This window comes from Enterobacter sp. BIDMC92 (assembly GCF_001030225.1).
GTDB classification, from domain to species: Bacteria; Pseudomonadota; Gammaproteobacteria; order Enterobacterales; family Enterobacteriaceae; genus Enterobacter; species Enterobacter sichuanensis.
On record NZ_KQ087598.1, the window covers coordinates 3,077,268 to 3,098,720 of the forward strand.

Genomic DNA, 21,453 nt, shown 5'->3' on the forward strand with positions numbered 1-21,453 from the left:
GGGCGGCCCGGACAGCCGCCCGTCAGGTTATTGATGACGCACCTGTTGCAACATGGCATCAGCATGCTGGTTTAACTGCTGACGATCGCCATAGCGGTAAGGATCGAGGAAATCGAATCGGACCGGCTTATCTCCGCGATCGAACAAGTGGCCAATGCCGCCAGGCGCGTTATGAGCCCAGTAGAACAGGGAATCGGCGAATTCTTCCGTTGCCCGGGAGAGGTAGCGATTGGTGAAATCTGAAAAATCGATCGGGAAATGCTCCCGGTTGTCAGCAAAAAGCGCATGAAGCGTAGCAATCACCTCTTTTTCAGGAAGATTGCCGGCGCGATAGGCTTCCATTGTTTCGCAGGCTTTATCGAAAATAGCCTCATAGTACGGGCTTTCAATGGAAAGGTGGCCGGGCCAGGTGGCGCTTTCAAATTCCTTCTCGAGCCGCTCGTCATCCCCGTGCTGCTGGTAGTCGCTCAGGATTTTGCGCAGACGCAAAACGCCAATGTAGCTGCCGCTAATCCAGATACGGAACCACGCATTCCACAGCGGGAAGCTATCAAATGCGGTGAATGAATTTGCCACCAGCCTGTCGTTAACTTTTACCACTTCCAGGCTGTAATCCTGATAGCTGGAGAAACGCTCTTTTGACCAGTCATCCTGTCTGACGGCATGAACAATTTTAGGCGCGACGCGCAGAATCGATTCGAACGTATTGACTAACCCGCGCGAGAACAGCGGATCGACAAAGCCCACCGCATGGCCTAAAAGACAGTAACGCTCGCCTACGCTTTCGCGGCTGGTGTAATTCAGGCGAGGTGCAACGGTCCATTCACGTACCCGGGCTGCGCTTTCAAAGTGGCGGGCAACGGAGGGGTGCTCATCAAGAAAACGGGTAAACTCTTCTTCCGGGTCTCCTGCAGGACCATGTTTATCGATATCGAACTGCAGGCCAACGCTGCATAAGGTATTGGTCGAATAGGGGTGATTGTTGAAAGGAATAATCCAGAGCCAGCCTCCTTCAAACATGTGATGCAGCGTACTCTGTGAGAGCGGAGTCGGCGAACCGGTCACATCCGTTGAGGCGATGACGTCTTCATACAGTTTGACGCCTGTCATATGGGTGAACAACGAACGGGTACGGCTCTGCATCTCGCGCGCACCTTCGCGCAGGCCGAACTTATCGGCAACCGGTGAGCGAAAGCCTGCAGCATCCACGACGTATTTGACCTGGATCTGTTCTTTACCCAGATCCAGCAGCATCCCGTCGCCGGTTTCTTCAATAGACTGAATGCGGGTTTGCTGGCGAATGTCTGCACCCAGACGCGCGGCCAGCGCCAGGTAATAGGCATCAATATCCTGGCGGAACAGATGCGCTTCCGGAGACAGTACCGGTGTCGACACAACGTCCTGCGGATTATGCGCTTTATTCTTACCGTTCCATGCAAAGCTGAATGCCAGTTTAATTCCTGCGCTCGACGTGCCAATATTCTCCATCAGTGCATGAATTTCCCCCGGCCATGCCAACTCAGGAATATTGTACCGGCGGGCAAGTATTTTCAAAAGCACAGCACTTTCCGGTACCATCGATTCCCCCACTGCAAAGCGAGGATGGGTACCTGCATCAATAATCACCACGTTCAATTTCTGTTTTGCCAGAATAGCGCCGAGCATGGTTCCAGCAATACCACTCCCGATGATGGCCACATCATAATGACTTTGTTTCATTGCTTTACCCTTAATAATATTACTGAGAGACTAACTGTGTTGTTATTTCGATTTCATTATCACGCGCGTGATCGGCCTGAATCAGAAAAAGATATGTCGCTTGTTGCGTTAACCATTCCCTCGCCAGAGACATGGCAATATTTTTGCCGGTGCGCTGCGGCATCGTCAGTACCATAGTAGGACCCTGAAAGCGAAAGCGCGTACAGCAAATGGAAACGGGCGCCCCCACATTGGCATTAATAAAATCGACCGGCGAGACGCGCGATTTTATTGCCATATCATTAATAATTTTCTCACTGGTATTTACAGGGAATGCCGTACCAAACTGAATAAACCCGACACTCTCATGATGCTTATCCAGCAATGCCTGATGCTGTTGATAAATTTTATTGACAGTAAACAGCACATTTAATGACAACGGGTCTGCTGTTTTTAACCCCCGGCGTAAGGTCTCATCTAAATCTGACCAGATTAATGAGCTTGCGGTACTTGATGAAACGATTTTCATTCGCTGCCCCACTTTTTACATTACGGTAAATATCAGGCAGGTGTTAAAACCACCAAACCCAATCGTCATGCTCAAACCCGTTTTTCCCTTTAAAGGCTGAGGCTGTGTCGCGGGTAAATTAAAGCGCAGGCCATCAATTGGTTTTTTCAGCTCATAGACCGGGGGGATCGTGCCCGTATTGAGGCTGTGAATGAGCGCGATGGCTTCCAGCGCCCCTGTAGCCCCTAGCGTATGGCCAAAATTACCCTTTGTGGCGAAGACCCAGGGACGATGCGTGAAAAACTGGTTATAGGCATTGCTTTCAACCCGATCGTTGGTCAAGGTACCCGAACCGTGCGCATTAATAAGCGCAATGTCGCCAGGCTCAAGTCCTGCCTGCGTCAGGGCCCGCTGCAATGCCAGGCGGATGCCATTGCCTTGCTCATCCGGTGCGGTCAGTCCCGCCGCATCGTTAGACGCCCCCGCGCCGACAAGCCTGGCCAGCACGCGTGGCGCAGACCCGCCTTCCCGTTGCAATACCAGAAAACCGGCCCCTTCTCCGAGAATCGTACCCTCGTGTGTGGCATCGAACGATTTCAGGGTAGAAAGGGAAAGCGTACCCAGCGCGCTATGGGCCAGACGTTTTGAATCAGTAAGAATATCCGCCCCGCCGCACACGCACAGGTCTGCTTGCCCCGTCGCAATTAAATGCGCCCCCAGAAGAAGGGCATCTGAGCCCGATGAGCAGGCGGTAGAGAGGGCGATCCCTTCCATCCCCAGCGACGCCGCCACCTCGTTAACCCAACCGTCGAGAGGCTCCCGGGAAAATGCCTCGCTGTCGAGACGGAATCCAAGACTGGTGCCCACAATCAAAAAGCGCCGCTCCTCCGGCACGGGTTCCCCTGCACCCGCATCTTCAAGCGCCCGGAGGGCAGTACGTTTTGTCAACGCGATCAGTTTTTCACGCATTTCTGCTGGCCACTCGCCCGGCAGCATAGCGGCCAGTTCAGTTCGCAAGCTTCGCTCCGATGGCGCTGGCGCAATACCGGTCTGGCTTTCCAGTAAGGTCTGAAAAACATCCTCGATGCGATCGCCAGACGCAGTTGTCCATCCCATGCCGACAACATTTGCGACATACGTTGTAGTAGTCATCATTTTTCCTTTACCGAAAATAATACGGTAAGCTGGTTAAATTGAATTAACGATATATCAGTTGAAAGTGCGTAAAAATTCGTTAAGTGGCTTATCCTCAAGCGGAGAAGGATAAAAATTATCTTTGATCTCGCCTGCAGTTAATTCTATTTTCCGTTGATAAGGCTCTTTTTGTAGCCAGCGTGGACCTTCAATGAAATCAAATGTGATATCTGTCGCATCAAACCCATCCAGCTCGGCAGGCTTAACCACTTTCCTTCTTTTACGGTCCAGCACCTGGGCATAAGCAGAAATATCAAAATACCGAATCCGCTCATTCTCCACCACCGCATTAATACAATGCCATGGGCGGGGTAAATAAAGATAATTCACAAAAATATTTCGTAATGAATACACGGTCTTATTGATAATCTGGCTATACAGTATCGCCGCGACATCGGCCATTTCCGAGCAGAAACAGGGTAAGCGCTGTGTTTGCTTCAGCATTTCGCGAAGATAATCCTGAGGCGTCAGGTTACGTATGACCTCGTCGCGAAAATGCTCATAACGTGAAATATAATAATCCCAGTGTTCCTCAGGGAACTTGAGGCGAACGATGTCCGCCGGCCATGTTTCAAACACATCTGATTCCTGGAGGACATGACACATTGTTTTTGGCACTTCACGCAAAATATCCTCAAGATTCGTCAAGTGATATTTTTCAATGACCGCCCGTGCCAGTTCCCGAAGTTCATCATTCATGACATCACCTTATTTATATTGTGTTAATGAGGCCGCGCCACAATAAACAAAGTTTATATTTCGCGGCCGTTCGTGGCGTTTGAGTTTTTTCAGCAGGAGGGCACTGTGCTGCTGGCAATTGGTTTCATTGATCAATGATTCGTCGCAGGTCAAAAAAATATCGAACCCCGCTATTTGGTCACCCTCACTGACGATTTGGGTTTTGCAGGTCATTACCCCTTTAATTTCCCGGCACAGCTGTTTCACGGCACCGATATTGACCTTCTCATCCCTAATGACAATGAAATCACTGATTCTGCCTTTGAAAAAAAGGAACCCATCAGCGTCCTGGAAGAAGATATCTCCAGTGCGAAGCCAGCGTTTGCCATCAAGCTCAATAAACGTTTGTCGGTTACCCCGCCCGATACGCTTTACAAGCAAGGTATCAGAACAAATCAGCAACTCCCCCTGCCCGTCCTGCCCGTCTGCACCTGGCAGGATGCGAACTTCCGTCTGGTCAATAGGACGTCCGGCAGAAGCATAATATCCTCTCCCCAGCAGATGAGCCGGGCACGTCGACACTCGGGGTCCGGCCTCGCTGATGCCATAAGTCAGATATAGCTCAAGCCATGGCTGCCGGAGTAAGAAGGCTTCCACCTCTTTCGGCGCAGCCAGATCGCCTCCAATCGTCAGTTTTTTCAAACCCGGCGGAAGCGTGGTTTCCCAGGCGTTCAGCTGTCGCAGTAATACGGGAGTAAGCGAGCTGAGGGTAACGCCGTATCGCTGTAAATCATCCAGATAATGGGGTACAGAGAACGGAGGCCCACTGATAATCATTTCACAGCCGGTCTCCAGGGCAGCAACCATCTGTGCAACCAGCGCGGTGGAGTAGCACATCGGCAAACTGATCAATACCCTGTCACTGGCGCTCATACCGATACTTTTGGCGTGGCGCAGCGCGTTACGGCGCAGAGAATCAAAATGATGAACACACCCGCTGCTGAACGACGATGACGTCCCGGACGTGGCAATCACGACCTGCCCCGGCTGTGTCTGTACGGGGCCGCCATGACGGCATTTTCCCACCTGCCAGCGACCTAAGCTTTCAGTTGCGCTCACCCCCAGTTCCTGCCAACGCCCTTGCTGAACCGGCGTTCGCACCAGCGCCCCTGCTGCAAAGTCCTCAAGCATCTGCAGAATGCGTTCTGCTGGCGTGAGCGGCGGGATCAGCGCCGGCACAAAGCCGCTGTTGAGGACGGCAAAGAACATGTACATCAAGTCCGGGCAGTTCGGCATCGCTATCAGTACGACCTGACCGGGTTCTAAACTCTGCCGCTGCCAGTAATCGACATAATATTGATAACTCTCTCCTTCAGCGCCGCTGGTCCCCACCGCAGACGTTGCCAGCACCGGAGAAAATAAACCGGCAGGCTCATAGGGAACAAAAGCGGCACGTTCTTCTGCTCGCGTTAGCATTCTCAGGCTCCAAGCTTATTCATAATGAAACGCGAAAGGGTTTGGCATGAATAGAAATTCGCGGGTGAAAACTCTTTATCCTCAACTTTAATATTAAATTCTTCCTCGCACTGGAAGCGTAATTCGACAAATCCAATAGAATCCATTCCAACCATTGAGGCGAGACCGGTTTCGTCAGCAATATCTTCGCGCTCGACGTCCAGACCAATACGTTCAGCGATGATTTCTTTAATACGATCGACAATCACAGGCATATCCAGTTTCATAATTTTACCCTTTAATGTTTTCAAGCGTTTTATTTACTACAGCGGAAGAGGATTCTTTATTTAACCAACGTAATATTGGCGGCGTCGTTGCCGTCACCACGAGCGCCACGATGACCATAATCGAGTAGACACGTTGCGAAATAAGGTGCAATTCGAGCCCAATGGACAGCACGACCAGTTCCATCAGACCACGCGTATTCATGAGCGCGCCAATCATGGAAGCGTCACGTAGTGAATAGCCTGAAATACGCGCCCCAAGCAGAGCACCACTGAACTTGGTCATAAATGCCAGTAAGGTGAACCCGATTATCCAGGCAATATCCTGCGATGCCATACTGAAGTCGAAATGCGTTTTCAGACCGGCACTGACAAACAACACGGGCAGTAAAACATAGTGCATGAAGCCGTTCATACTCGCGTGCCATTGCTTTGCTAACCCGGGGATCCGCGCGAGCATACTGCCCGCCAGCAACGCACCGAAACCACTGTGCAGGTGAAGATAATCCGCTCCCCACGCGCTGATCAAAATCCAAAAAATAATCGACGGAAATCTCATCTCAGGTTTGTGCGCATACCGAATGAGAAGTGGCACCACGACTTTGCAGGTCACCAGCCAATACAGTACCAGGGTTACCGTCACGACCGATAAATAAGACCACAGCGAATCGGATTTTCCTTCAACCGCAGCAAATACGCTGTCCAAAGCCAAAATCCCCCAGCCTGTCACATCGGTAAGAATGGCAGCTGTGATGACGGGAGGAATGATAGCCAGGTGAAGCATCTTTAAGTCTTCAATGATCCTCACAATCACCGGCAGAGCGGATACCGCCAGTGCCGTTCCCATAAAGATATTAAATAAAAGACGATCGGTTTGTGGCGCCAGTTCGGCATGTACCGAATTCCCCGCTAACACGCCACCGATAAAAGGGAGCAGCATGCCTAATACCGCTATTTTTAACGCAGCGATAGTTTGCTTACGGCGGCCATGGTTATTACCATGAAAATGCGACAACCCAATGTCAAACATGAGCAAAATCATGCCCAAATTCGCCAGCTTATCAATGGTGGTCAGCGACTCCTGGCTAAATAAAGATGTTTGAAATGAGAACAGCGACATTATTCCGGGAAAGAAGGTCGGTCCCAATAAAACGCCTGCAGCAATATGGCCAATGACCTGCGCCTGACCTATCTGCTCCATAAGTTTGCCCACGACATAGCAGGCAAAAACAATAACGGAAAGCTGAATAATAAACATGAGTATCCCCGCCATAGCTAGCGTTGAGTTTATTGATATTAAAAACGTTCAGTTCGAAACGTGGGCGACGCTATTTTCGTTAAAATGGCCTATTGCGGTGGTCATCATCGCAATAATTACCATCACGACGCTCACTAAACAGATGCCCTGCCAGTCCCATCTTTCATACACCCACGGACCGGTAACGGACCCTGCTGCTCCCATTGCATAATAAAAGAACATATAAAGCGCATAGAGGCTGCTTCTTTTATCCGGGTGTAGTCCGAGTACTCGCGTCTGGTTAGCCACCTGCGCGGCAAAACACCCTAAATCGAATAAGATAATACCCAGCGTTAGCCCCGGTAAGGACGCAGGAAAGAGAAACAGGACGGTTATTCCCGCAACCACGAGTACCATTCCGCTAAAAATCACGCTGCGACACCCGAAGCGGTCAGCCAGTTTCCCCGCATAATTCGCCAGTACAAGACCGACGATACCCGCCAGGCCAAATAATCCGGCGGTTCCCGCAGGCAGATGCAAAGGCGGTCTTTGCAGATGAAGCATGATGGTCACCCATAACAGGCTAAAGACAAAAAACCATGCGCCTCCGGTTACAGCAGACTCAATCAGCCGCGCGTTACGCAGTAAACCCGGCAATTTCGCCATGACGCTCAGATACCCCGTATCCCTTGCGGGCTTAACATCGGGCAGACATCTGATGGCCAGCAACGCCATGGAGGCCATAACGGTGGCGAAGATAGCCAACATCCCTCGCCAGCCAAGCGCATCGGCCAGACTGCCGCCCACTAGCCTTGCAAGCAGGATCCCTGCCGAAATCCCCATCGTGATCAGACCGACCGTGGCGCCTTTTGGCGTAATATGAAATCCAAGCGCATTCAGCTGCACTGCGCTTGTCGCCATCGCGCCCGTCACGATTCCCGCGCTAAAAAGGAGCAACGGTTGACGGGTCAGGGAAGCAGTGAACAGCGCAAGCGAGAGGAGGAAAAACTGACAAACGATCAGTTTTTTACGGTTAACGCTGTCTCCCAGCGGAACAAGAAAGAGTATTCCCAGCATATAACCTATTTGCATGCTCGCTGCAATGAAGCCGGTATAAAACAGGGGCAACTGCAAAGATGTCGCGATAGCAGGTAATACGGGCTGGAGAATATAGTTATTTGCCATGGCGGTACCGGCCGCAATGCTGGCAAACCAGATAAACAACGGCGAAACCGCATTTTCTTGTGCGATATCACTCATTAATTACCCCCTGTCTTTTTTTTGCCACAATATCAATTGCCACTTTCATTTTTTTCTCGGGAAAAGGTAATACATGCAATAACGTAAATGCAGGTCTGGAATCACGGAAATAGTCCCCATGAATACGAGCCACCTGCTGCCATTGTTCAATTTCAGTCAGATACATCCTGCTTTGTATTACATCGTCTATCGCATAACCATTCGATTCGAGTATCCCCTTGATCTTATTAAGAACACATTCCGTTTGCAGTGCGATATCATCAGATTCAATCTCGCCACCAGAATTAAGAGGTCCCGTTTTTGAAATATATAGCCAACCGTCAGCTTCTACCGCTCGCGAGAAACCGAAAGCCTCCTCCCAGCTGCTGCCGGAAGTAATAAGTTTTTTTGATTCCACAATGTCATGCCTTTCATCATTGGGTGAAACAAACATATTACAACCCGATCAAATTTGTCCAGAAAAAATAACAAAAAATTGTTCTGAAATCTTTGCGGCAATTAAGTAAGCATTTCCTGGATAAGCTGTAAGCGCAGCTAACCAATCAACAATTAAATTAAATAGATTAAGAAATAAATAATCAATGAAATATCCAAACACCAACACCAACTAAAAGAAATAAAATTTAAAAAACTTCTTTTTTTATTTAAGCGGATATGTTTATTACGTACAAATAATACAGCACGCAAAAAGAACAGTATTTCGTCATTTATTCTTATAGGTAACCCAATGGAAAATATGAGAAATGTTTTAATATAAGACAAGCTTATGACGTTACACGTAATCGTTATTGTTGAAAGGTTTTAATAATCCAGCGGGCAGAGTTTTAAATGATCTCAATAGAGAAAAGCCTGCTTTTAAGGGCAGGCTTTTGCTTCTTGTTTACGAGAGAGTCGTGCTATGAAGGGCTTAAATCTGATAATCAATCGCTACTTCTTCCGGCTCCATTACCTGGCGTTTAATCTCATCCACCGACAAGCCGGCGTTGCAGAGCTCGATAAAGCGCCACACATAGTTGCGCTGGAGCTGTCCGCGCTTGAGACCCAGCCATACGGTATTGGCGTCAAACAGATGACGTGTATCCAGACGCACCAGGTTCCCGGCTTCGCGCTCGCCTCCGGACTGTTCCGCCACCAGACCAATGCCCAGCCCCAGCTCGACGTAAGTTTTAATCACATCGGAATCCTGCGCGCTGAGCACCACATCCGGCGTTAACCCTTTACGGTTGAAGGCTTCATCAATGCGTGAACGTCCGGTAATGCCCTGGCGGTAGGTAATCAGTGGCCATTTTGCGATCTCCTCCAGCGTCAGCGGAGAGACCTGATTCAGGGGATGATCGACCGGAAGTAACAGACTGTGATACCAGCGGAACCACGGGAAGGCCACCAGCAGCGGGTCGTTGCTCAGGCGTTCACTGGCGATGCCGATATCCGCCCCACCGTTTTGCAGCAGCACTTCAATCTCCTGCGGCGTGCCCTGGATAAGCTCCAGACGCACCTCCGGGAAGAGTTCGCGGAAGGCTTTAATCACCGGCGGCAGGCTGTAGCGCGCCTGGGTATGGGTGGTGGCGATGGTGAGCACGCCGGAGGCATCATTGGTAAAGAGATCGGCCAGACGACGCACGTTGCTGGCCTCGTTGAGGATCCGCTCCGCGATAGTGAGCAATGCCTTACCAGGCTCTGTCATGCCGAGCAGGCGCTTACCGCGGCGGATAAAGATCTCTATCCCCAGCTCCTCTTCCAGCTCGCGGATATGGCGGCTGACGCCGGACTGAGAGGTATAAAGCATATTGGCGACCTCGGTCAGGTTGTAATCCCGCCTGGCCGCCTCACGGATAATTTTAAGTTGCTGGAAATTCACGATTCACTCCGGCGCATCTGACATAGCTCTATTGTTAGAGTCAGCTGAGCTGCAGAACAAATAATAAAAACCAGCATCTTATGCTTTTATGGAATATCAGCTCACGAGCTGAAGTTCGCGGTTCTCAAGCGATGGCTTGCTGACCAGCGACATCAAAATCTCTTTCACCGCCTGCGCCTGCGGCGACAGCGAGCCGCGTGCGGACATATTCAGCGACAGCGGCAGGCTCATTGAAGGCGTGGTGATGCGCGCCATCCAGGCGTTTGCCGCGCTGCACAGCGAACGCGCGGCAGATTCCGGCAGCACCGTGACCCCCATTCCGCTGGCAATGGCTGCGGTCAGCGTGGAGATCGAGTCGATCTCGCCGATGATTTTTGCCGTCAGGCGGCGCAGGGAGAAGGCTTCGTCCACGCGCACGCGCACGGCGCTGTAATCGCGCGGCAGATAGAGGTTCATCTCTGCCACCGCGGTAAGGTCAACGCTCTGGCCCGGACAGTCGCGGGTGCCCACAAGATAAAGATCTTCTTTCAGCAGCGGCTGGCTGGTGATCCCGGCGACCGGGGAGCGATCGTAAAGCACCGCCATATCCAGCTGGCCGCTGAGCAGTTTGTCATTCAGTACGGACCCACTGTTTTCGTGCAGGTACACCAGCACTTCTGGCAGCTCAGCGCGAACCGCCTGCAGCAATGGCATGGTAATAGATGATGCGGCCGTTCCCGGCGCCAGACCGATAGAAACATGCCCGCTCAACGTCTGGCCAACGTTATGAACCGCCAGTTGCGCCTGTTCACACTGGCGAAGGATGGTGCGCGCGTGGGTATAAAGGATTTTACCGGCTTCCGTTGGCGTAACGCCGCGTTTGGTGCGGATCAACAACTGCTGATCCATCTCGCCTTCCAGAGTAGCCACCTGCTGGCTCAGCGCAGGCTGCGCGATATGCAGCACTTCCGCCGCTTGAGTCAGGCTGCCGATATCGACGATTTTTACGAAGTATTTCAGTCGTCTTAAGTTCATTTTGCCCCCTGTTCGAAATGCTGTGCCGGAACCGGCTGTCGTTGTTGAACAGGTTTTGCAATATGAATGCCAGTTTTACCAGGCGGTCTGAATTACTCGCTAACCACCTGAAAATAAGGAATCCTAATCATGGAGGGGGCTTTTATTACTGAAACAGCAGTTTATGATCTGCCCCATTAGGGGTATATCCGCACCAAAGCAGTGCATTCCGCTGTCAAAAACGCCACTTTGCCGATTTTGTCAGCAAACGATCAAAAGGCGTTGATCCACCCTTTGACAAGGGAGACGCAGGTCGATAATATGCGCCCCGTTCACACGATTCCTCTGTAGTTCAGTCGGTAGAACGGCGGACTGTTAATCCGTATGTCACTGGTTCGAGTCCAGTCAGAGGAGCCAAATTTGAAAAGCCTGCTTTTAAAGCAGGCTTTTTGCTTTTCTGCGCAAGGTAAATGCAAAACGGCAACCCGGTTGCCGTTTTTAGTGTGTGCACCCTCTCCCGTGGGAGAGGGTTGGGGTGAGGGCACCAGACCGCACAATGCCTTTACATGCCGAGCTTCACCGGCATCCCTGACCGCCGTTCCAGCTCAGCACCTGCCCCCTCGTTGATCAACTCTGTCCGCAGCGCTGCCGATATCGGCAGCGGCACTTTCCGGGTCGATTCAAATTCCGCACGGTTACGTGACAACGGCTCATGCACTTCCACCCAGCGGCTACCGTCCGGCTCGGTGGTGACTTTAACGGGCTGATCGATAAGCTGTACCCGGGTTCCGACCGGAACGTTATCGAACAGGTATTTGATGTCGTTATTGCGCAGACGAATACAGCCCTGGCTCACCCGCAGCCCGATGCCAAAATTCGAGTTGGTACCGTGAATGGCGTACAGCCTGCCAATATAAATGGCATACAGCCCCATCGGGTTATCCGGCCCGGCAGGCACGAATGCAGGCAGCGTTTTGCCTTCTGCCGCATAGGCGCGGCGCGTATTGGGCGTCGGAGACCATGTCGGTCCCTCCTGCTTACGCTCAACCGCCGTCACCCAGTTACGCGGCGTTTCGCGCCCGGCCTGACCGATGCCAATGGGCAGGACTTCTACGGTAGTGCCGCCGGGCGGATAATAGTAGAGGCGCATTTCTGCCGCATTCACGATAATGCCTTCCCGGACGGTGTCAGGCAGAATCAGCTGCTGGGGAATGACCAGCCGGGTACCGGATTTGGGCAAAAAAGGATCCACGCCCGGGTTCGCTTCCAGCATATTGCTTAGCCCCTGCCCGTACTGTGCGGCAAACGCCTCGAGCGGTAACGTATTGCGATCCGGCACGGTGATGACCTGCGCGCTTCCCACCAGTCGGCTGCCCGTCGGCGGCAACGGATAGCTCACCGCCTGCACGCTCTGGCTGATAAGCAACGCAGCAAGACACCCCAACACCTCTTTACGACACATCGTCCCTTCCTCCGTCGCTTCGTTCTTCACTAAGCATAGCGTAGCCGTTTTGCATTACCCATCAGGAAATAAAATCAGTTTGCACAGGCTCCCTGTCGCGGTAGTCTCATAAGTTCCGTTTACGTGACGGCCGCTTTGTGAGTGACTTTTTCTTATACCAATAATTAAAAATCAGTGCAGACAGGACAACTATGGATTCCACTCTCACCTCCACACATCCCACCGAGGAGACACCTTCGCTCAATCGTGCCCGCCGCGCCGCCCTCGGCAGCTTCGCGGGTGCCGTCGTCGACTGGTATGATTTTCTGCTCTACGGCATTACCGCCGCCCTGGTCTTTAACCGCGAGTTCTTTCCGCAGGTCAGCCCCGCGATGGGCACCCTCGCCGCGTTTGCCACCTTCGGCGTCGGCTTTCTGTTTCGCCCGCTGGGTGGCGTGATCTTCGGCCACTTCGGCGACCGCCTCGGTCGCAAACGTATGCTGATGCTCACCGTCTGGATGATGGGGATCGCCACCGCGCTGATTGGCATCCTCCCTTCGTTTTCCACCATTGGCTGGTGGGCACCGGTACTGCTGGTTACCCTGCGCGCCATTCAGGGGTTCGCCGTGGGCGGTGAATGGGGCGGCGCGGCGCTGTTATCGGTTGAGAGCGCGCCAAGAAATAAGAAAGCGTTTTACAGCAGCGGCGTACAGGTCGGGTATGGCGTGGGTCTGCTCCTTTCCACCGGGCTGGTCTCCTTAATCAGCCAGCTCACCACCGACGAACAGTTCCTGAGCTGGGGCTGGCGCATTCCGTTCATCTTCAGCATCGTGCTGGTCATCGCCGCGCTGTGGATCCGTAACGGGATGGAAGAGTCCGCTGAATTCGAACAGCAGCAGGAAATACCTGCCGTCAAAAAGCGGCTGCCGGTGATGGAAGCCCTGGTGCAGCACCCTGGCGCTTTTCTGAAAATTATCGCCCTGCGCCTGTGCGAACTGTTGACGATGTATATCGTCACCGCGTTTGCGCTGAACTACTCAACGCAGAATCTCGGTCTGCCGCGTGAGCTGTTTCTGAATATCGGCCTGGTGGTCGGCGGGATCAGCTGCCTGACCATCCCCTGCTTCGCCTGGCTGGCGGACCGCTTTGGTCGACGTCGCGTTTATATCACCGGGGCGCTGGTGGGAACCCTCAGCGCCTGGCCCTTCTTTATGGCGCTGGAGGCACAGTCGATCTTCTGGATTGTCTTCTTTGCCATTATGCTCGCGAATATCGCTCACGATATGGTGGTCTGCGTCCAGCAGCCGATGTTTACCGAACTGTTCGGCGCCAGCTACCGCTACAGCGGAGCTGGCGTGGGTTACCAGGTTGCAAGCGTCGTCGGCGGCGGGTTTACCCCCTTTATTGCCGCCGCGCTGGTGACCTTCTCAGGCGGAAACTGGCACAGCGTGGCGATTTATCTGCTGGCCGGCTGCCTGCTCTCTGCGGCGACGGCGCTTCTGATGAAAGAGACGCACCACCGCTGATCTCACTTTTGTTTCACAGGCGTGTGACATACTATCGGGTAGAGTCGCACACCTGTGGAACAAGGAGACAGAGATGAATAATAAGGGCTCCAGCCTGACCCCGGCTCAGGCGCTGGAAAAACTCGACGCACTGTATGAACAGTCCGTCAACGCGCTGCGCAGCGCCATTAGCGAGTATATCGACACAGGGAAACTCCCCGACGAAAAGGCCAGAAGCGAGGGTCTTTTTGTTTATCCGTCGCTCTCTGTGACCTGGGACGGCAGCGCCAGCACCACGCCGAAAACCCGCGCCTATGCCCGTTTCACCCACTCCGGCTGCTACAGCACCACCGTCACCCGCCCTGCACTGTTCCGCCCTTACCTTGAAGAGCAGCTCACGCTGCTGTACCAGGACTACGGTGCGCACATCGCCGTTGAGCCTTCCCAGCACGAGATCCCCTATCCGTACGTGATTGACGGCTCGGCGTTAACGCTGGATCGCTCCATGAGCGCGGGCCTGACCCGCCATTTCCCGACGACGGAACTTTCGCAGATTGGCGATGAGACGGCTGACGGCATTTACCACCCGGCAGAGTTTTCTCCTCTGTCACATTTTGATGCCCGCCGGGTCGATTTCTCCCTGGCGCGCCTGCGTCACTACACCGGTACGCCAGCCGAGCATTTTCAGCCCTTCGTGCTCTTTACCAACTACACCCGCTACGTCGACGAATTTGTCCGCTGGGGCTGCAGCCAGATCCTCGCCCCGGAGAGCCCTTACATCGCGCTCTCCTGTGCGGGGGGGATCTGGATCACCGCGGAGACCGAAGCCCCCGAGCAGCTGATTTCCGACCTGGCGTGGAAAAAGCATCAGATGCCGGCCTGGCACCTGATCACCGCCGACGGTCAGGGTATTACGTTGATTAACATTGGCGTCGGCCCGTCGAATGCGAAAACCATCTGCGACCATCTGGCGGTTCTGCGCCCGGACGTGTGGCTAATGATTGGCCACTGCGGCGGCCTGCGCGAAAGCCAGCTGATTGGCGATTACGTGCTTGCCCACGCCTATCTGCGTGATGACCATGTGCTTGATGCCGTACTGCCGCCGGATATTCCCATCCCAAGCATCGCCGAGGTCCAGCGTGCGCTGTATGACGCCACCAAAGAGGTGAGCGGCATGCCGGGCGAAGAAGTTAAGCAGCGCCTGCGCACCGGCACGGTCGTCACCACGGACGATCGCAACTGGGAGCTGCGCTACTCCGCCTCCGCGCTGCGGTTTAACCTGAGCCGCGCGGTAGCGATTGATATGGAAAGCGCCACCATCGCCGCGCAGGGCTATCGCTTCCGCGTCCCCTACGGCACGCTGCTGTGCGTCTCCGATAAACCACTGCACGGCGAAATTAAGCTGCCGGGCCAGGCAAACCGTTTCTATGAAGGGGCGATATCCGAACATCTGCAGATTGGCATCCGCGCCATTGACCTGCTGCGAGCGGAAGGGGACAGACTCCATTCCCGCAAGCTGCGCACCTTCAACGAGCCGCCGTTCCGCTAATTACGACAAGGATAAATAATGTACAGCACATCACCTCTCTCTGCCCTGCGCCAGTGGCTTGAAGCCAGCCATCTCGACGGGATGATTGTCCCGCGCGCCGATGCCTGGCAGAGTGAATACTGCGCGCCCTACGATGAAAAGCTGGCCTGGCTGACGGGCTTTGACGGTTCGGCCGGTGTGGCGCTGGTGCTGCAGGACAAAGCACTGCTGTTCGTCGATGGCCGCTATCAGGTTCAGGCGCGCGTGCAGGTCAACACGGATGAGATTGAGATCCACCACCTGCATAACGAGCCGCTGTCGCAATGGCTGGCGGAAAACGTGGGGGCAGGCACGCGCATCGGTTTTGACCCGCTGCTGATGACCAATACAGAGTTTGAGCAGTTGTCCGCCACAGCGTGCGAACTGGTGCCATTGGGTGAATCGCCTTTTGATACTCTGTGGACTGACCGCCCTGCCGCACCGGCGGGGCTTATTCGTAGCATGCCGGTTGAACTCAGCGGTAAAAGCAGCGCAGACAAACGTCAGCGCGTTGCCGCTGTGCTGGCCGCCAGCAATGCCGATTATCTGGCCGTTACCCTGCCGGACAATATCGCCTGGCTCCTGAACGTGCGGGGAGCAGATATCCCTTACAGCCCGGTACCGCTCTCTTTTGTCCTGCTGGGTCGAGACGGTCACGTTGAGTGGTTTGTTAACGACAATAAGCTCAGCGCCCTGCCAGACGCCGTGCGCAATGCGTTCACTATTGCGCCGCAGGACGCCTTTATCGAGCGCTGCCAGCGGCTTGCTGCCGGTAAACGGGTAATGGTAGATGCCGATTCCGCGCCGGTAGCCCTGCGCTTCGCTATTGAGCCACAGGGAGAGATTGTCTGGCGGACTGACCCTATAACCCTGATTAAGGCCACCAAAAACCCGGTCGAACTGGCGGGTTACCGCGAGTGTCATCACCAGGACGGTGCCGCATGGGTCAACTTCCTTGCCTGGCTGAGCCGTGAAGTGCCGCTGCGCGAGGCGGCAGGAAACCCGCTAACCGAGCTGGAGGTTCAGGCGCAACAGCTTGCGTTCCGTAAACAGCAGCCCGGGTTTATCGAGCAAAGCTTTGCCACCATCTCCGCCTCCTCCAGCAATGCGGCGATGTGCCATTACCATTCGAGCGAGGCCAGCAACAAGCCCATTGTTCATGACCAGTTTTACCTGAACGATTCCGGCGGTCAGTATGCTAATGGCACTACCGATGCCACGCGCACGCTGGCCTGGGGTCAGGTCGACCCGCAGCAGCGCCTGCACTACACTGCCGTGTTGAGAGGCTTCCTGTCGCTGATTACCCTGCAGTTTCCTTCCGGCACTCAGGGACATCAGCTGGATGCTTTCGCGCGTCGTCCATTGTGGGAGATGGGGCTGGATTACGATCACGGTACGGGGCATGGCGTGGGGCATCAGCTTCTGATCCATGAAAACCCGCATCGTATTGCCAAAAAGGTCAATCCGTGGCCGCTGGTGGCGGGTAATATCATGACTATCGAACCGGGATATTATCTGGGCGATAGCCACGGCATCCGCATCGAAAACCAGGTAGAAATCGTTGAGAGCCGTCCGGGATTCTGCAAATTTGCTTCGCTGACGCTGATCCCCATCGACCTGAGTCAGGTCGAGCTGGATCTGTTAAGCGAGCAGGAAAAAGCGTGGCTGGATGCATATCACCAGCAGGTACGTGAGGCGCTGTTACCCCTGGTGAACAGCGAAGCGCGTTCGTGGCTGGAAGCGGCGACGGCGCCGATTAGCGTGTAATTTCGTGCGGTCTGGTGCCCTCACCCCAACCCTCTCCCACGGGAGAGGGTGCACACACTAAAAACGGCAACCGGGTTGCCGTTTTGCATTTACCTTGCGCAGAAAAGCAAAAAGCCTGCTTTAAAAGCAGGCTTTTCAAATTTGGCTCCTCTGACTGGACTCGAACCAGTGACATACGGATTAACAGTCCGCCGTTCTACCGACTGAACTACAGAGGAATCGTGTGAACGGGGCGCATATTATCGATGCTCCCCCATGATGTCAAAGGCAGAATGCATATTTCCGATCGTTTGCCGAATTATTCTCCATTTCGCGCAATTGTCAGGCATTCTGTCGCGGGTATTTCCACAGCCAGCGCCCGCTGACCATGCGCCAGTAGAACAGCGCACCGCGCACGGCCCAATCGAGGAACATCCCCAGCCAGACGCCGATCACGCCCCATCCGAGCATCACCCCGAGCGTATACCCGGCAACGACGCGACATCCCCACATGCCAAGCATTGAAACCCACATCGCAAAACGGGCGTCCCGCGCGCCTTTCAGACCGGCGGGCAGTACCCATGAGGCCGCCCAGATGGGCATAAAGGCCGCGTTGAGCCAGATGAGAATTTTAACGACCTCTTTCACGTCATCTTCGTGGGTATAGAACGAAGCCATCAGCCCGGCAAACGGCGCGGTGCCCCAGGCAATCAGCGTCAGCCCAATCGTCGACAGCCAGAACACGTGACGCAACTGTCGCTCCGCCTGGCCTATCTGCCCTTTCCCGAGCCGTTTGCCGGTGATAATGGTCGATGCCGACCCCAGCGCGTTACCCGGCAGGTTAATCAGCGAGGCAATGGAAAAGGCAATGAAGTTACCGGCGATAACGTCGGTGCCCATCCCGGCGACAAACATCTGCGTCAGCAGTTTCCCGCCGTTAAACAACACCGATTCAATGCTCGCGGGAATACCAATCCCCATGACTTCCCAGATAATGGCGAAATTAAAGGGGCGGAAATAGCTTTTCAGTGTAAGACGCAGCGAAGGCGTGATCCCCGCCATCAGCACCCCAATAATGGCCGCCGCACCGATATAGCGTGAAATGGTTAACCCCAGCCCGGCGCCGATGAACCCCAGTCCATCCCATGAGAACACGCCGTAGATCAGCACGCTGCTGATCATGATATTCAGGATATTCATTCCGCCGTTGATCAGCAGCGGGATTTTGGTATTACCCGCCCCACGTAGCGCGCCGCTGCCAATCAGCGCAATGGCTGCCGCCGGGTAGCTTATGACGGTCATCTCGAGATAGGTCAGCGCCAGGTCTTTTACCTCACTGGTGGCCTCCCCGGCGACAAAGTCGATAATCTCTTTACCGAAATAGTGGATCAGCGCCGCCAGAACGATCGAAAAAATAGTCATAATCATCAGCGACTGGCGGGCCGCCTCGCGGGCACGTTTGGGGTCAAGCTTGCCAAGGCTAAAGGCCACCACCACCGTCGTTCCGAGGTCTATAGCGGCAAAGAACGAGATCACCACCATGTTAAAGCTGTCCGCCAGCCCTACCCCGGCCATCGCCTCTTTCCCCAGCCAGCTCACCAGGAAGGTGCTCAGCACGCCCATTAACAGAACGCAGGTGTTTTCCAGAAAGATAGGCACAGCAAGCGGGGTGATTTCACGCCAGAACAGAACACGATAGCTTTTACGTTTTGCATACCATGGCGTGCGCGTTATCGCCTGGCGTAAGGAGGCAGTGACGTTCAAAATGGACCTTAGCGAGAAAAGTTGAAACTCCATTTCAAATGATGGGGGACAAATGCTAATCCTGCAAAGTATTTTCCTTAAAAAGATGTGTGGATTTACAACAAACTGATGACAGAATCAGCAATCAGTCGTTTTTCTCTAAGATCAGGTTTGACAAAACTTTTTTCGCCGCTAAGATAAGCCTCCACAACGATTCCTCTGTAGTTCAGTCGGTAGAACGGCGGACTGTTAATCCGTATGTCACTGGTTCGAGTCCAGTCAGAGGAGCCAAATTTAAAAAGCCTGCTTTTAAAGCAGGCTTTTTGCTTTGCGGATGAGGGAAAATGAACGCTCTGTTTGTCTACGGCACGCTGCGCCCGGGCCACTCTAATGCGCATATTCTGGAAAACATCGGCGGCGAATGGCTGCCCGGCTTTGTATCCGGCACGTTTTACGAACGCGGCTGGGGCGCTGCAGCTGATTTCCCGGGCATCGTGCTCCACCCCGATGGCCCCCGCGTTGAAGGCTATCTGTTTATCTCTGATAACCTTGCCGCACACTGGCCAATGCTGGATGAATTTGAAGACGGCTACGATCGGGTTGAGGTGACGGTGACAACCCATGAAGGTAAACGGGTAAATGCCTGGATTTATCAGCTTCAGCCGCGTTCTGAATCATAAAAAAAGGCTCTCTGTCACCAGAGAGCCTTTTTCACGATTCGTTGCGATTACTCGCTTTTTGCTTCGCCGTTTTTGATTTCGCCCATCACTTTCAGCTTCTTAGAGATGTCACGGCGCTCTTTGGACAGCTCAGCGTTTTTGATGATGTAGTCATCAACGCGGTCTTCATAGTCGCTCTTCATGCTGGCGATGATGCCCTGAATAGCTTCAACGCTCATACCCGGCTTGATGTAGTCGCTCAGGTTGTCGAGAAGCAGAACACGTTTCTGGTTGTCACGGATCTTCTTCTCAACGTCCTGGATTTCACGCTGCAGCTTGTTTTTGCGGCGGAACAGGCGGACGAATTCCAGAACATCCTGGAACGAAGGCTTGGTAGTTTCCATTTTTACACCCCTGATAATGTGAGATTCGGATTCGTTAAAGCAACCGTTGTAACAATAACCTTACTGACAGCGGCTGCGAATGACAATGGCTATATCGTTTAAAGCTATCATAACCCCAATTGCTGCTGAATCGAAGCAGCAGGCGTCACATACGCCTTTTATTTGCGCAGCGCCCGGCAAATCAGGTGCGATAACAGCTCGAGCTGTCGCGCCAGCTCCATGCTCAGCCAGACATAACCGTGAATCGGCGTTTCTGCCACGTTATCGCTCTGACGCTCGTTGATCAGCAGCTTCAGCTCCGCCACGATTTCGTTGAGACGTTCGCTGTTCGCAAGGATCGGCTGCGGGTTGCCTTCGTAGAGCGCATGGGCGATGGTCAACAGCGTTTGCTGCGTCATCATCTGAGTCTCTTTGAGGGTCTGCGCGTTAAGCATCAACAGGTGGCTGGGGCGCGAGGCCCAGTGCGCATTGATTTGCAGCTCAAGCATGCACACCAGATTGCGGCTTACCGTCTGGATGGCTTCGAAAATCGCTTTCTGAATATGGGTTTCTTTGCTGGCAGGCGTGATCAGACCGCGCATTTTGACCACGTCGTTGAGGATTGTTTGCAGATGCTTTTCCAGCCGGGGACGTTCAACCAGGTTTGGAGAAAAACCGGCCTGATAAACGCGGTTAAATGCGGTCACATAGTTGGCCATCTGAATACGCCAGTGCAAGAAAGCGCGCTGGGGCCAGATACCGGTGAAGAGCATCGCCAGCAGTGAACCGAGGATAACATCCCCGCTTCGCCAGAGCGCGGTAGTCATATCCCCGGCAGGGGCGCCGACCACCACTGCAAGAGTAATACCAATCAGCAATGCCTGATATGGCTTTTTGCCCAGCGCCAGCCAGCCGCACAGGAACATGGCGGCACCGCACCATGCCAGCATGACCGGAAACGAAATAAGCTCCAGCTTCAGGGCGATAAGCCCAAGTGCCGAGCCTGACACGGTCCCGCCAATTCGCTCGAAAGCACGCGGGACAACGTTTCCCCAAAACGAGATAGGCCCCATCACCACCACCAGCGTGATCAGCGGCCACGTCCCTTCCGGGATATCCAGCAAACGGACCAGTACAAACGTCAATACGAACGCCAGCGCAATGCGACACCCATGCACCACGCGGTAGTGTTTGTATAACCGAATTTCAAAAGGGGTTAATGATTTGTCGGGACGCACACCCGC

General features: G+C 53.7%; 19 protein-coding genes and 3 tRNA genes. 6 read left to right on the forward strand and 16 right to left on the reverse strand.

From position 1 onward, the window contains the following. Nucleotides 1–27 precede the first annotated feature (27 nt). From SP99_RS14490 to nac, 11 genes are all read right to left on the reverse strand, one after another. A complete protein-coding gene (locus SP99_RS14490; RefSeq protein WP_047959018.1) occupies nucleotides 28–1,719 on the reverse strand; it encodes an NAD(P)/FAD-dependent oxidoreductase in 1,692 nt (563 codons plus the stop codon). Nucleotides 1,720–1,738: 19 nt separating this feature from the next. Beyond that, the gene (locus tag SP99_RS14495) at nucleotides 1,739–2,227 is read right to left on the reverse strand and encodes a hypothetical protein (RefSeq protein ID WP_047959019.1); all 489 of its coding nucleotides are present in this window, start codon (nucleotides 2,225–2,227) and stop codon (nucleotides 1,739–1,741) included. A gap of 15 nt (nucleotides 2,228–2,242) precedes the next feature. Beyond that, nucleotides 2,243–3,358: a beta-ketoacyl synthase N-terminal-like domain-containing protein gene (locus tag SP99_RS14500; RefSeq protein WP_047959020.1), complete on the reverse strand. Its 1,116-nt coding sequence runs from the start codon at nucleotides 3,356–3,358 to the stop codon at nucleotides 2,243–2,245. 57 nt (nucleotides 3,359–3,415) lie between these two features. Next, on the reverse strand, nucleotides 3,416–4,099 hold the full coding sequence (locus SP99_RS14505; RefSeq protein ID WP_047959021.1) for a hypothetical protein: 684 nt from the start codon (nucleotides 4,097–4,099) through the stop codon (nucleotides 3,416–3,418). A 9-nt stretch (nucleotides 4,100–4,108) separates the two neighbouring features. Beyond that, nucleotides 4,109–5,554: a class I adenylate-forming enzyme family protein gene (locus SP99_RS14510; protein WP_053060157.1), complete on the reverse strand. Its 1,446-nt coding sequence runs from the start codon at nucleotides 5,552–5,554 to the stop codon at nucleotides 4,109–4,111. 2 nt (nucleotides 5,555–5,556) lie between these two features. Continuing rightward, nucleotides 5,557–5,820: an acyl carrier protein gene (locus SP99_RS14515; protein ID WP_014884442.1), complete on the reverse strand. Its 264-nt coding sequence runs from the start codon at nucleotides 5,818–5,820 to the stop codon at nucleotides 5,557–5,559. A gap of 4 nt (nucleotides 5,821–5,824) precedes the next feature. After that, nucleotides 5,825–7,075, reverse strand: a complete 1,251-nt coding sequence (locus tag SP99_RS14520; RefSeq protein WP_053060158.1) for a cation:proton antiporter — start codon at nucleotides 7,073–7,075, stop codon at nucleotides 5,825–5,827. A gap of 48 nt (nucleotides 7,076–7,123) precedes the next feature. Continuing rightward, complete coding sequence (locus SP99_RS14525) at nucleotides 7,124–8,314, reverse strand: MFS transporter (protein WP_047959022.1); 1,191 nt, start codon at nucleotides 8,312–8,314, stop codon at nucleotides 7,124–7,126. After that, complete coding sequence (locus SP99_RS14530) at nucleotides 8,307–8,747, reverse strand: RidA family protein (RefSeq protein ID WP_047959023.1); 441 nt, start codon at nucleotides 8,745–8,747, stop codon at nucleotides 8,307–8,309. Before SP99_RS14530 ends, SP99_RS14525 begins: the two co-directional genes overlap by 8 nt. A gap of 474 nt (nucleotides 8,748–9,221) precedes the next feature. Beyond that, complete coding sequence (gene cbl, locus SP99_RS14535) at nucleotides 9,222–10,172, reverse strand: HTH-type transcriptional regulator Cbl (protein WP_025759285.1); 951 nt, start codon at nucleotides 10,170–10,172, stop codon at nucleotides 9,222–9,224. Nucleotides 10,173–10,268: 96 nt separating this feature from the next. Next, nucleotides 10,269–11,186 (reverse strand): nitrogen assimilation transcriptional regulator NAC, encoded by a 918-nt coding sequence (gene nac, locus SP99_RS14540; protein WP_045286298.1) that lies wholly within the window; start codon nucleotides 11,184–11,186, stop codon nucleotides 10,269–10,271. 320 nt (nucleotides 11,187–11,506) lie between these two features. On the opposite strand from nac, the gene SP99_RS14545 reads away from it, so the two are divergent. Further along, nucleotides 11,507–11,582, forward strand: a tRNA-Asn gene (locus tag SP99_RS14545). Nucleotides 11,583–11,727: 145 nt separating this feature from the next. Here SP99_RS14545 and ldtA read toward each other — a convergent pair. Further along, nucleotides 11,728–12,627 (reverse strand): L,D-transpeptidase, encoded by a 900-nt coding sequence (gene ldtA, locus SP99_RS14550; protein WP_047959024.1) that lies wholly within the window; start codon nucleotides 12,625–12,627, stop codon nucleotides 11,728–11,730. A gap of 191 nt (nucleotides 12,628–12,818) precedes the next feature. Here ldtA and shiA point away from each other — a divergent pair, with 191 nt between their 5' ends. The 3 genes from shiA (at nucleotide 12,819) to SP99_RS14565 (ending at nucleotide 17,445) form a co-directional block, all read left to right on the forward strand. Further along, entirely contained in the window at nucleotides 12,819–14,132 is a 1,314-nt protein-coding gene (gene shiA, locus SP99_RS14555; RefSeq protein ID WP_047959025.1) for a shikimate transporter, read from the forward strand. Nucleotides 14,133–14,205: 73 nt separating this feature from the next. Beyond that, nucleotides 14,206–15,660, forward strand: coding sequence for an AMP nucleosidase (locus tag SP99_RS14560; protein WP_047959026.1), 1,455 nt, complete (start codon nucleotides 14,206–14,208; stop codon nucleotides 15,658–15,660). A gap of 18 nt (nucleotides 15,661–15,678) precedes the next feature. Further along, complete coding sequence (locus SP99_RS14565; RefSeq protein WP_047959027.1) at nucleotides 15,679–17,445, forward strand: aminopeptidase P family protein; 1,767 nt, start codon at nucleotides 15,679–15,681, stop codon at nucleotides 17,443–17,445. A gap of 142 nt (nucleotides 17,446–17,587) precedes the next feature. Here the strand turns inward: SP99_RS14565 and SP99_RS14570 are convergent. Continuing rightward, nucleotides 17,588–17,663, reverse strand: a tRNA-Asn gene (locus SP99_RS14570). Nucleotides 17,664–17,766: 103 nt separating this feature from the next. Further along, on the reverse strand, nucleotides 17,767–19,221 hold the full coding sequence (emmdR, locus tag SP99_RS14575) for a multidrug efflux MATE transporter EmmdR (RefSeq protein WP_120262340.1): 1,455 nt from the start codon (nucleotides 19,219–19,221) through the stop codon (nucleotides 17,767–17,769). Nucleotides 19,222–19,382: 161 nt separating this feature from the next. Between emmdR and SP99_RS14580 the strand changes: the two genes are divergently transcribed. Both SP99_RS14580 and SP99_RS14585 read left to right on the forward strand, forming a co-directional pair. Then, nucleotides 19,383–19,458: transfer RNA gene (locus SP99_RS14580), tRNA-Asn, on the forward strand. Nucleotides 19,459–19,511: 53 nt separating this feature from the next. Next, nucleotides 19,512–19,847: a gamma-glutamylcyclotransferase family protein gene (locus tag SP99_RS14585; protein WP_047959028.1), complete on the forward strand. Its 336-nt coding sequence runs from the start codon at nucleotides 19,512–19,514 to the stop codon at nucleotides 19,845–19,847. Nucleotides 19,848–19,894: 47 nt separating this feature from the next. Here SP99_RS14585 and SP99_RS14590 read toward each other — a convergent pair whose 3' ends face one another. Both SP99_RS14590 and SP99_RS14595 read right to left on the reverse strand, forming a co-directional pair. Beyond that, nucleotides 19,895–20,230 (reverse strand): DUF496 family protein, encoded by a 336-nt coding sequence (locus SP99_RS14590; RefSeq protein WP_008499467.1) that lies wholly within the window; start codon nucleotides 20,228–20,230, stop codon nucleotides 19,895–19,897. Nucleotides 20,231–20,388: 158 nt separating this feature from the next. Beyond that, on the reverse strand, nucleotides 20,389–21,447 hold the full coding sequence (locus SP99_RS14595; protein ID WP_025759299.1) for an FUSC family protein: 1,059 nt from the start codon (nucleotides 21,445–21,447) through the stop codon (nucleotides 20,389–20,391). Nucleotides 21,448–21,453: the final 6 nt, after the last annotated feature.

Excerpts from the sequence above, each read along its gene's own strand:
- SP99_RS14490 (WP_047959018.1), bottom strand. The coding sequence starts at position 1,719 with ATGAAACAAAGTCATTATGATGTGGCCATCATCGGGAGTGGTATTGCT.
- SP99_RS14495 (WP_047959019.1), bottom strand. The coding sequence starts at position 2,227 with ATGAAAATCGTTTCATCAAGTACCGCAAGCTCATTAATCTGGTCAGAT.
- SP99_RS14500 (WP_047959020.1), bottom strand. The coding sequence starts at position 3,358 with ATGACTACTACAACGTATGTCGCAAATGTTGTCGGCATGGGATGGACA.
- SP99_RS14505 (WP_047959021.1), bottom strand. The coding sequence starts at position 4,099 with ATGAATGATGAACTTCGGGAACTGGCACGGGCGGTCATTGAAAAATAT.
- SP99_RS14510 (WP_053060157.1), bottom strand. The coding sequence starts at position 5,554 with ATGCTAACGCGAGCAGAAGAACGTGCCGCTTTTGTTCCCTATGAGCCT.
- SP99_RS14515 (WP_014884442.1), bottom strand. The coding sequence starts at position 5,820 with ATGAAACTGGATATGCCTGTGATTGTCGATCGTATTAAAGAAATCATC.
- SP99_RS14520 (WP_053060158.1), bottom strand. The coding sequence starts at position 7,075 with ATGTTTATTATTCAGCTTTCCGTTATTGTTTTTGCCTGCTATGTCGTG.
- SP99_RS14525 (WP_047959022.1), bottom strand. The coding sequence starts at position 8,314 with ATGAGTGATATCGCACAAGAAAATGCGGTTTCGCCGTTGTTTATCTGG.
- SP99_RS14530 (WP_047959023.1), bottom strand. The coding sequence starts at position 8,747 with ATGTTTGTTTCACCCAATGATGAAAGGCATGACATTGTGGAATCAAAA.
- nac (WP_045286298.1), bottom strand. The coding sequence starts at position 11,186 with ATGAACTTAAGACGACTGAAATACTTCGTAAAAATCGTCGATATCGGC.
- ldtA (WP_047959024.1), bottom strand. The coding sequence starts at position 12,627 with ATGTGTCGTAAAGAGGTGTTGGGGTGTCTTGCTGCGTTGCTTATCAGC.
- shiA (WP_047959025.1), top strand. The coding sequence starts at position 12,819 with ATGGATTCCACTCTCACCTCCACACATCCCACCGAGGAGACACCTTCG.
- SP99_RS14560 (WP_047959026.1), top strand. The coding sequence starts at position 14,206 with ATGAATAATAAGGGCTCCAGCCTGACCCCGGCTCAGGCGCTGGAAAAA.
- SP99_RS14565 (WP_047959027.1), top strand. The coding sequence starts at position 15,679 with ATGTACAGCACATCACCTCTCTCTGCCCTGCGCCAGTGGCTTGAAGCC.
- emmdR (WP_120262340.1), bottom strand. The coding sequence starts at position 19,221 with ATGGAGTTTCAACTTTTCTCGCTAAGGTCCATTTTGAACGTCACTGCC.
- SP99_RS14585 (WP_047959028.1), top strand. The coding sequence starts at position 19,512 with ATGAACGCTCTGTTTGTCTACGGCACGCTGCGCCCGGGCCACTCTAAT.
- SP99_RS14590 (WP_008499467.1), bottom strand. The coding sequence starts at position 20,230 with ATGGAAACTACCAAGCCTTCGTTCCAGGATGTTCTGGAATTCGTCCGC.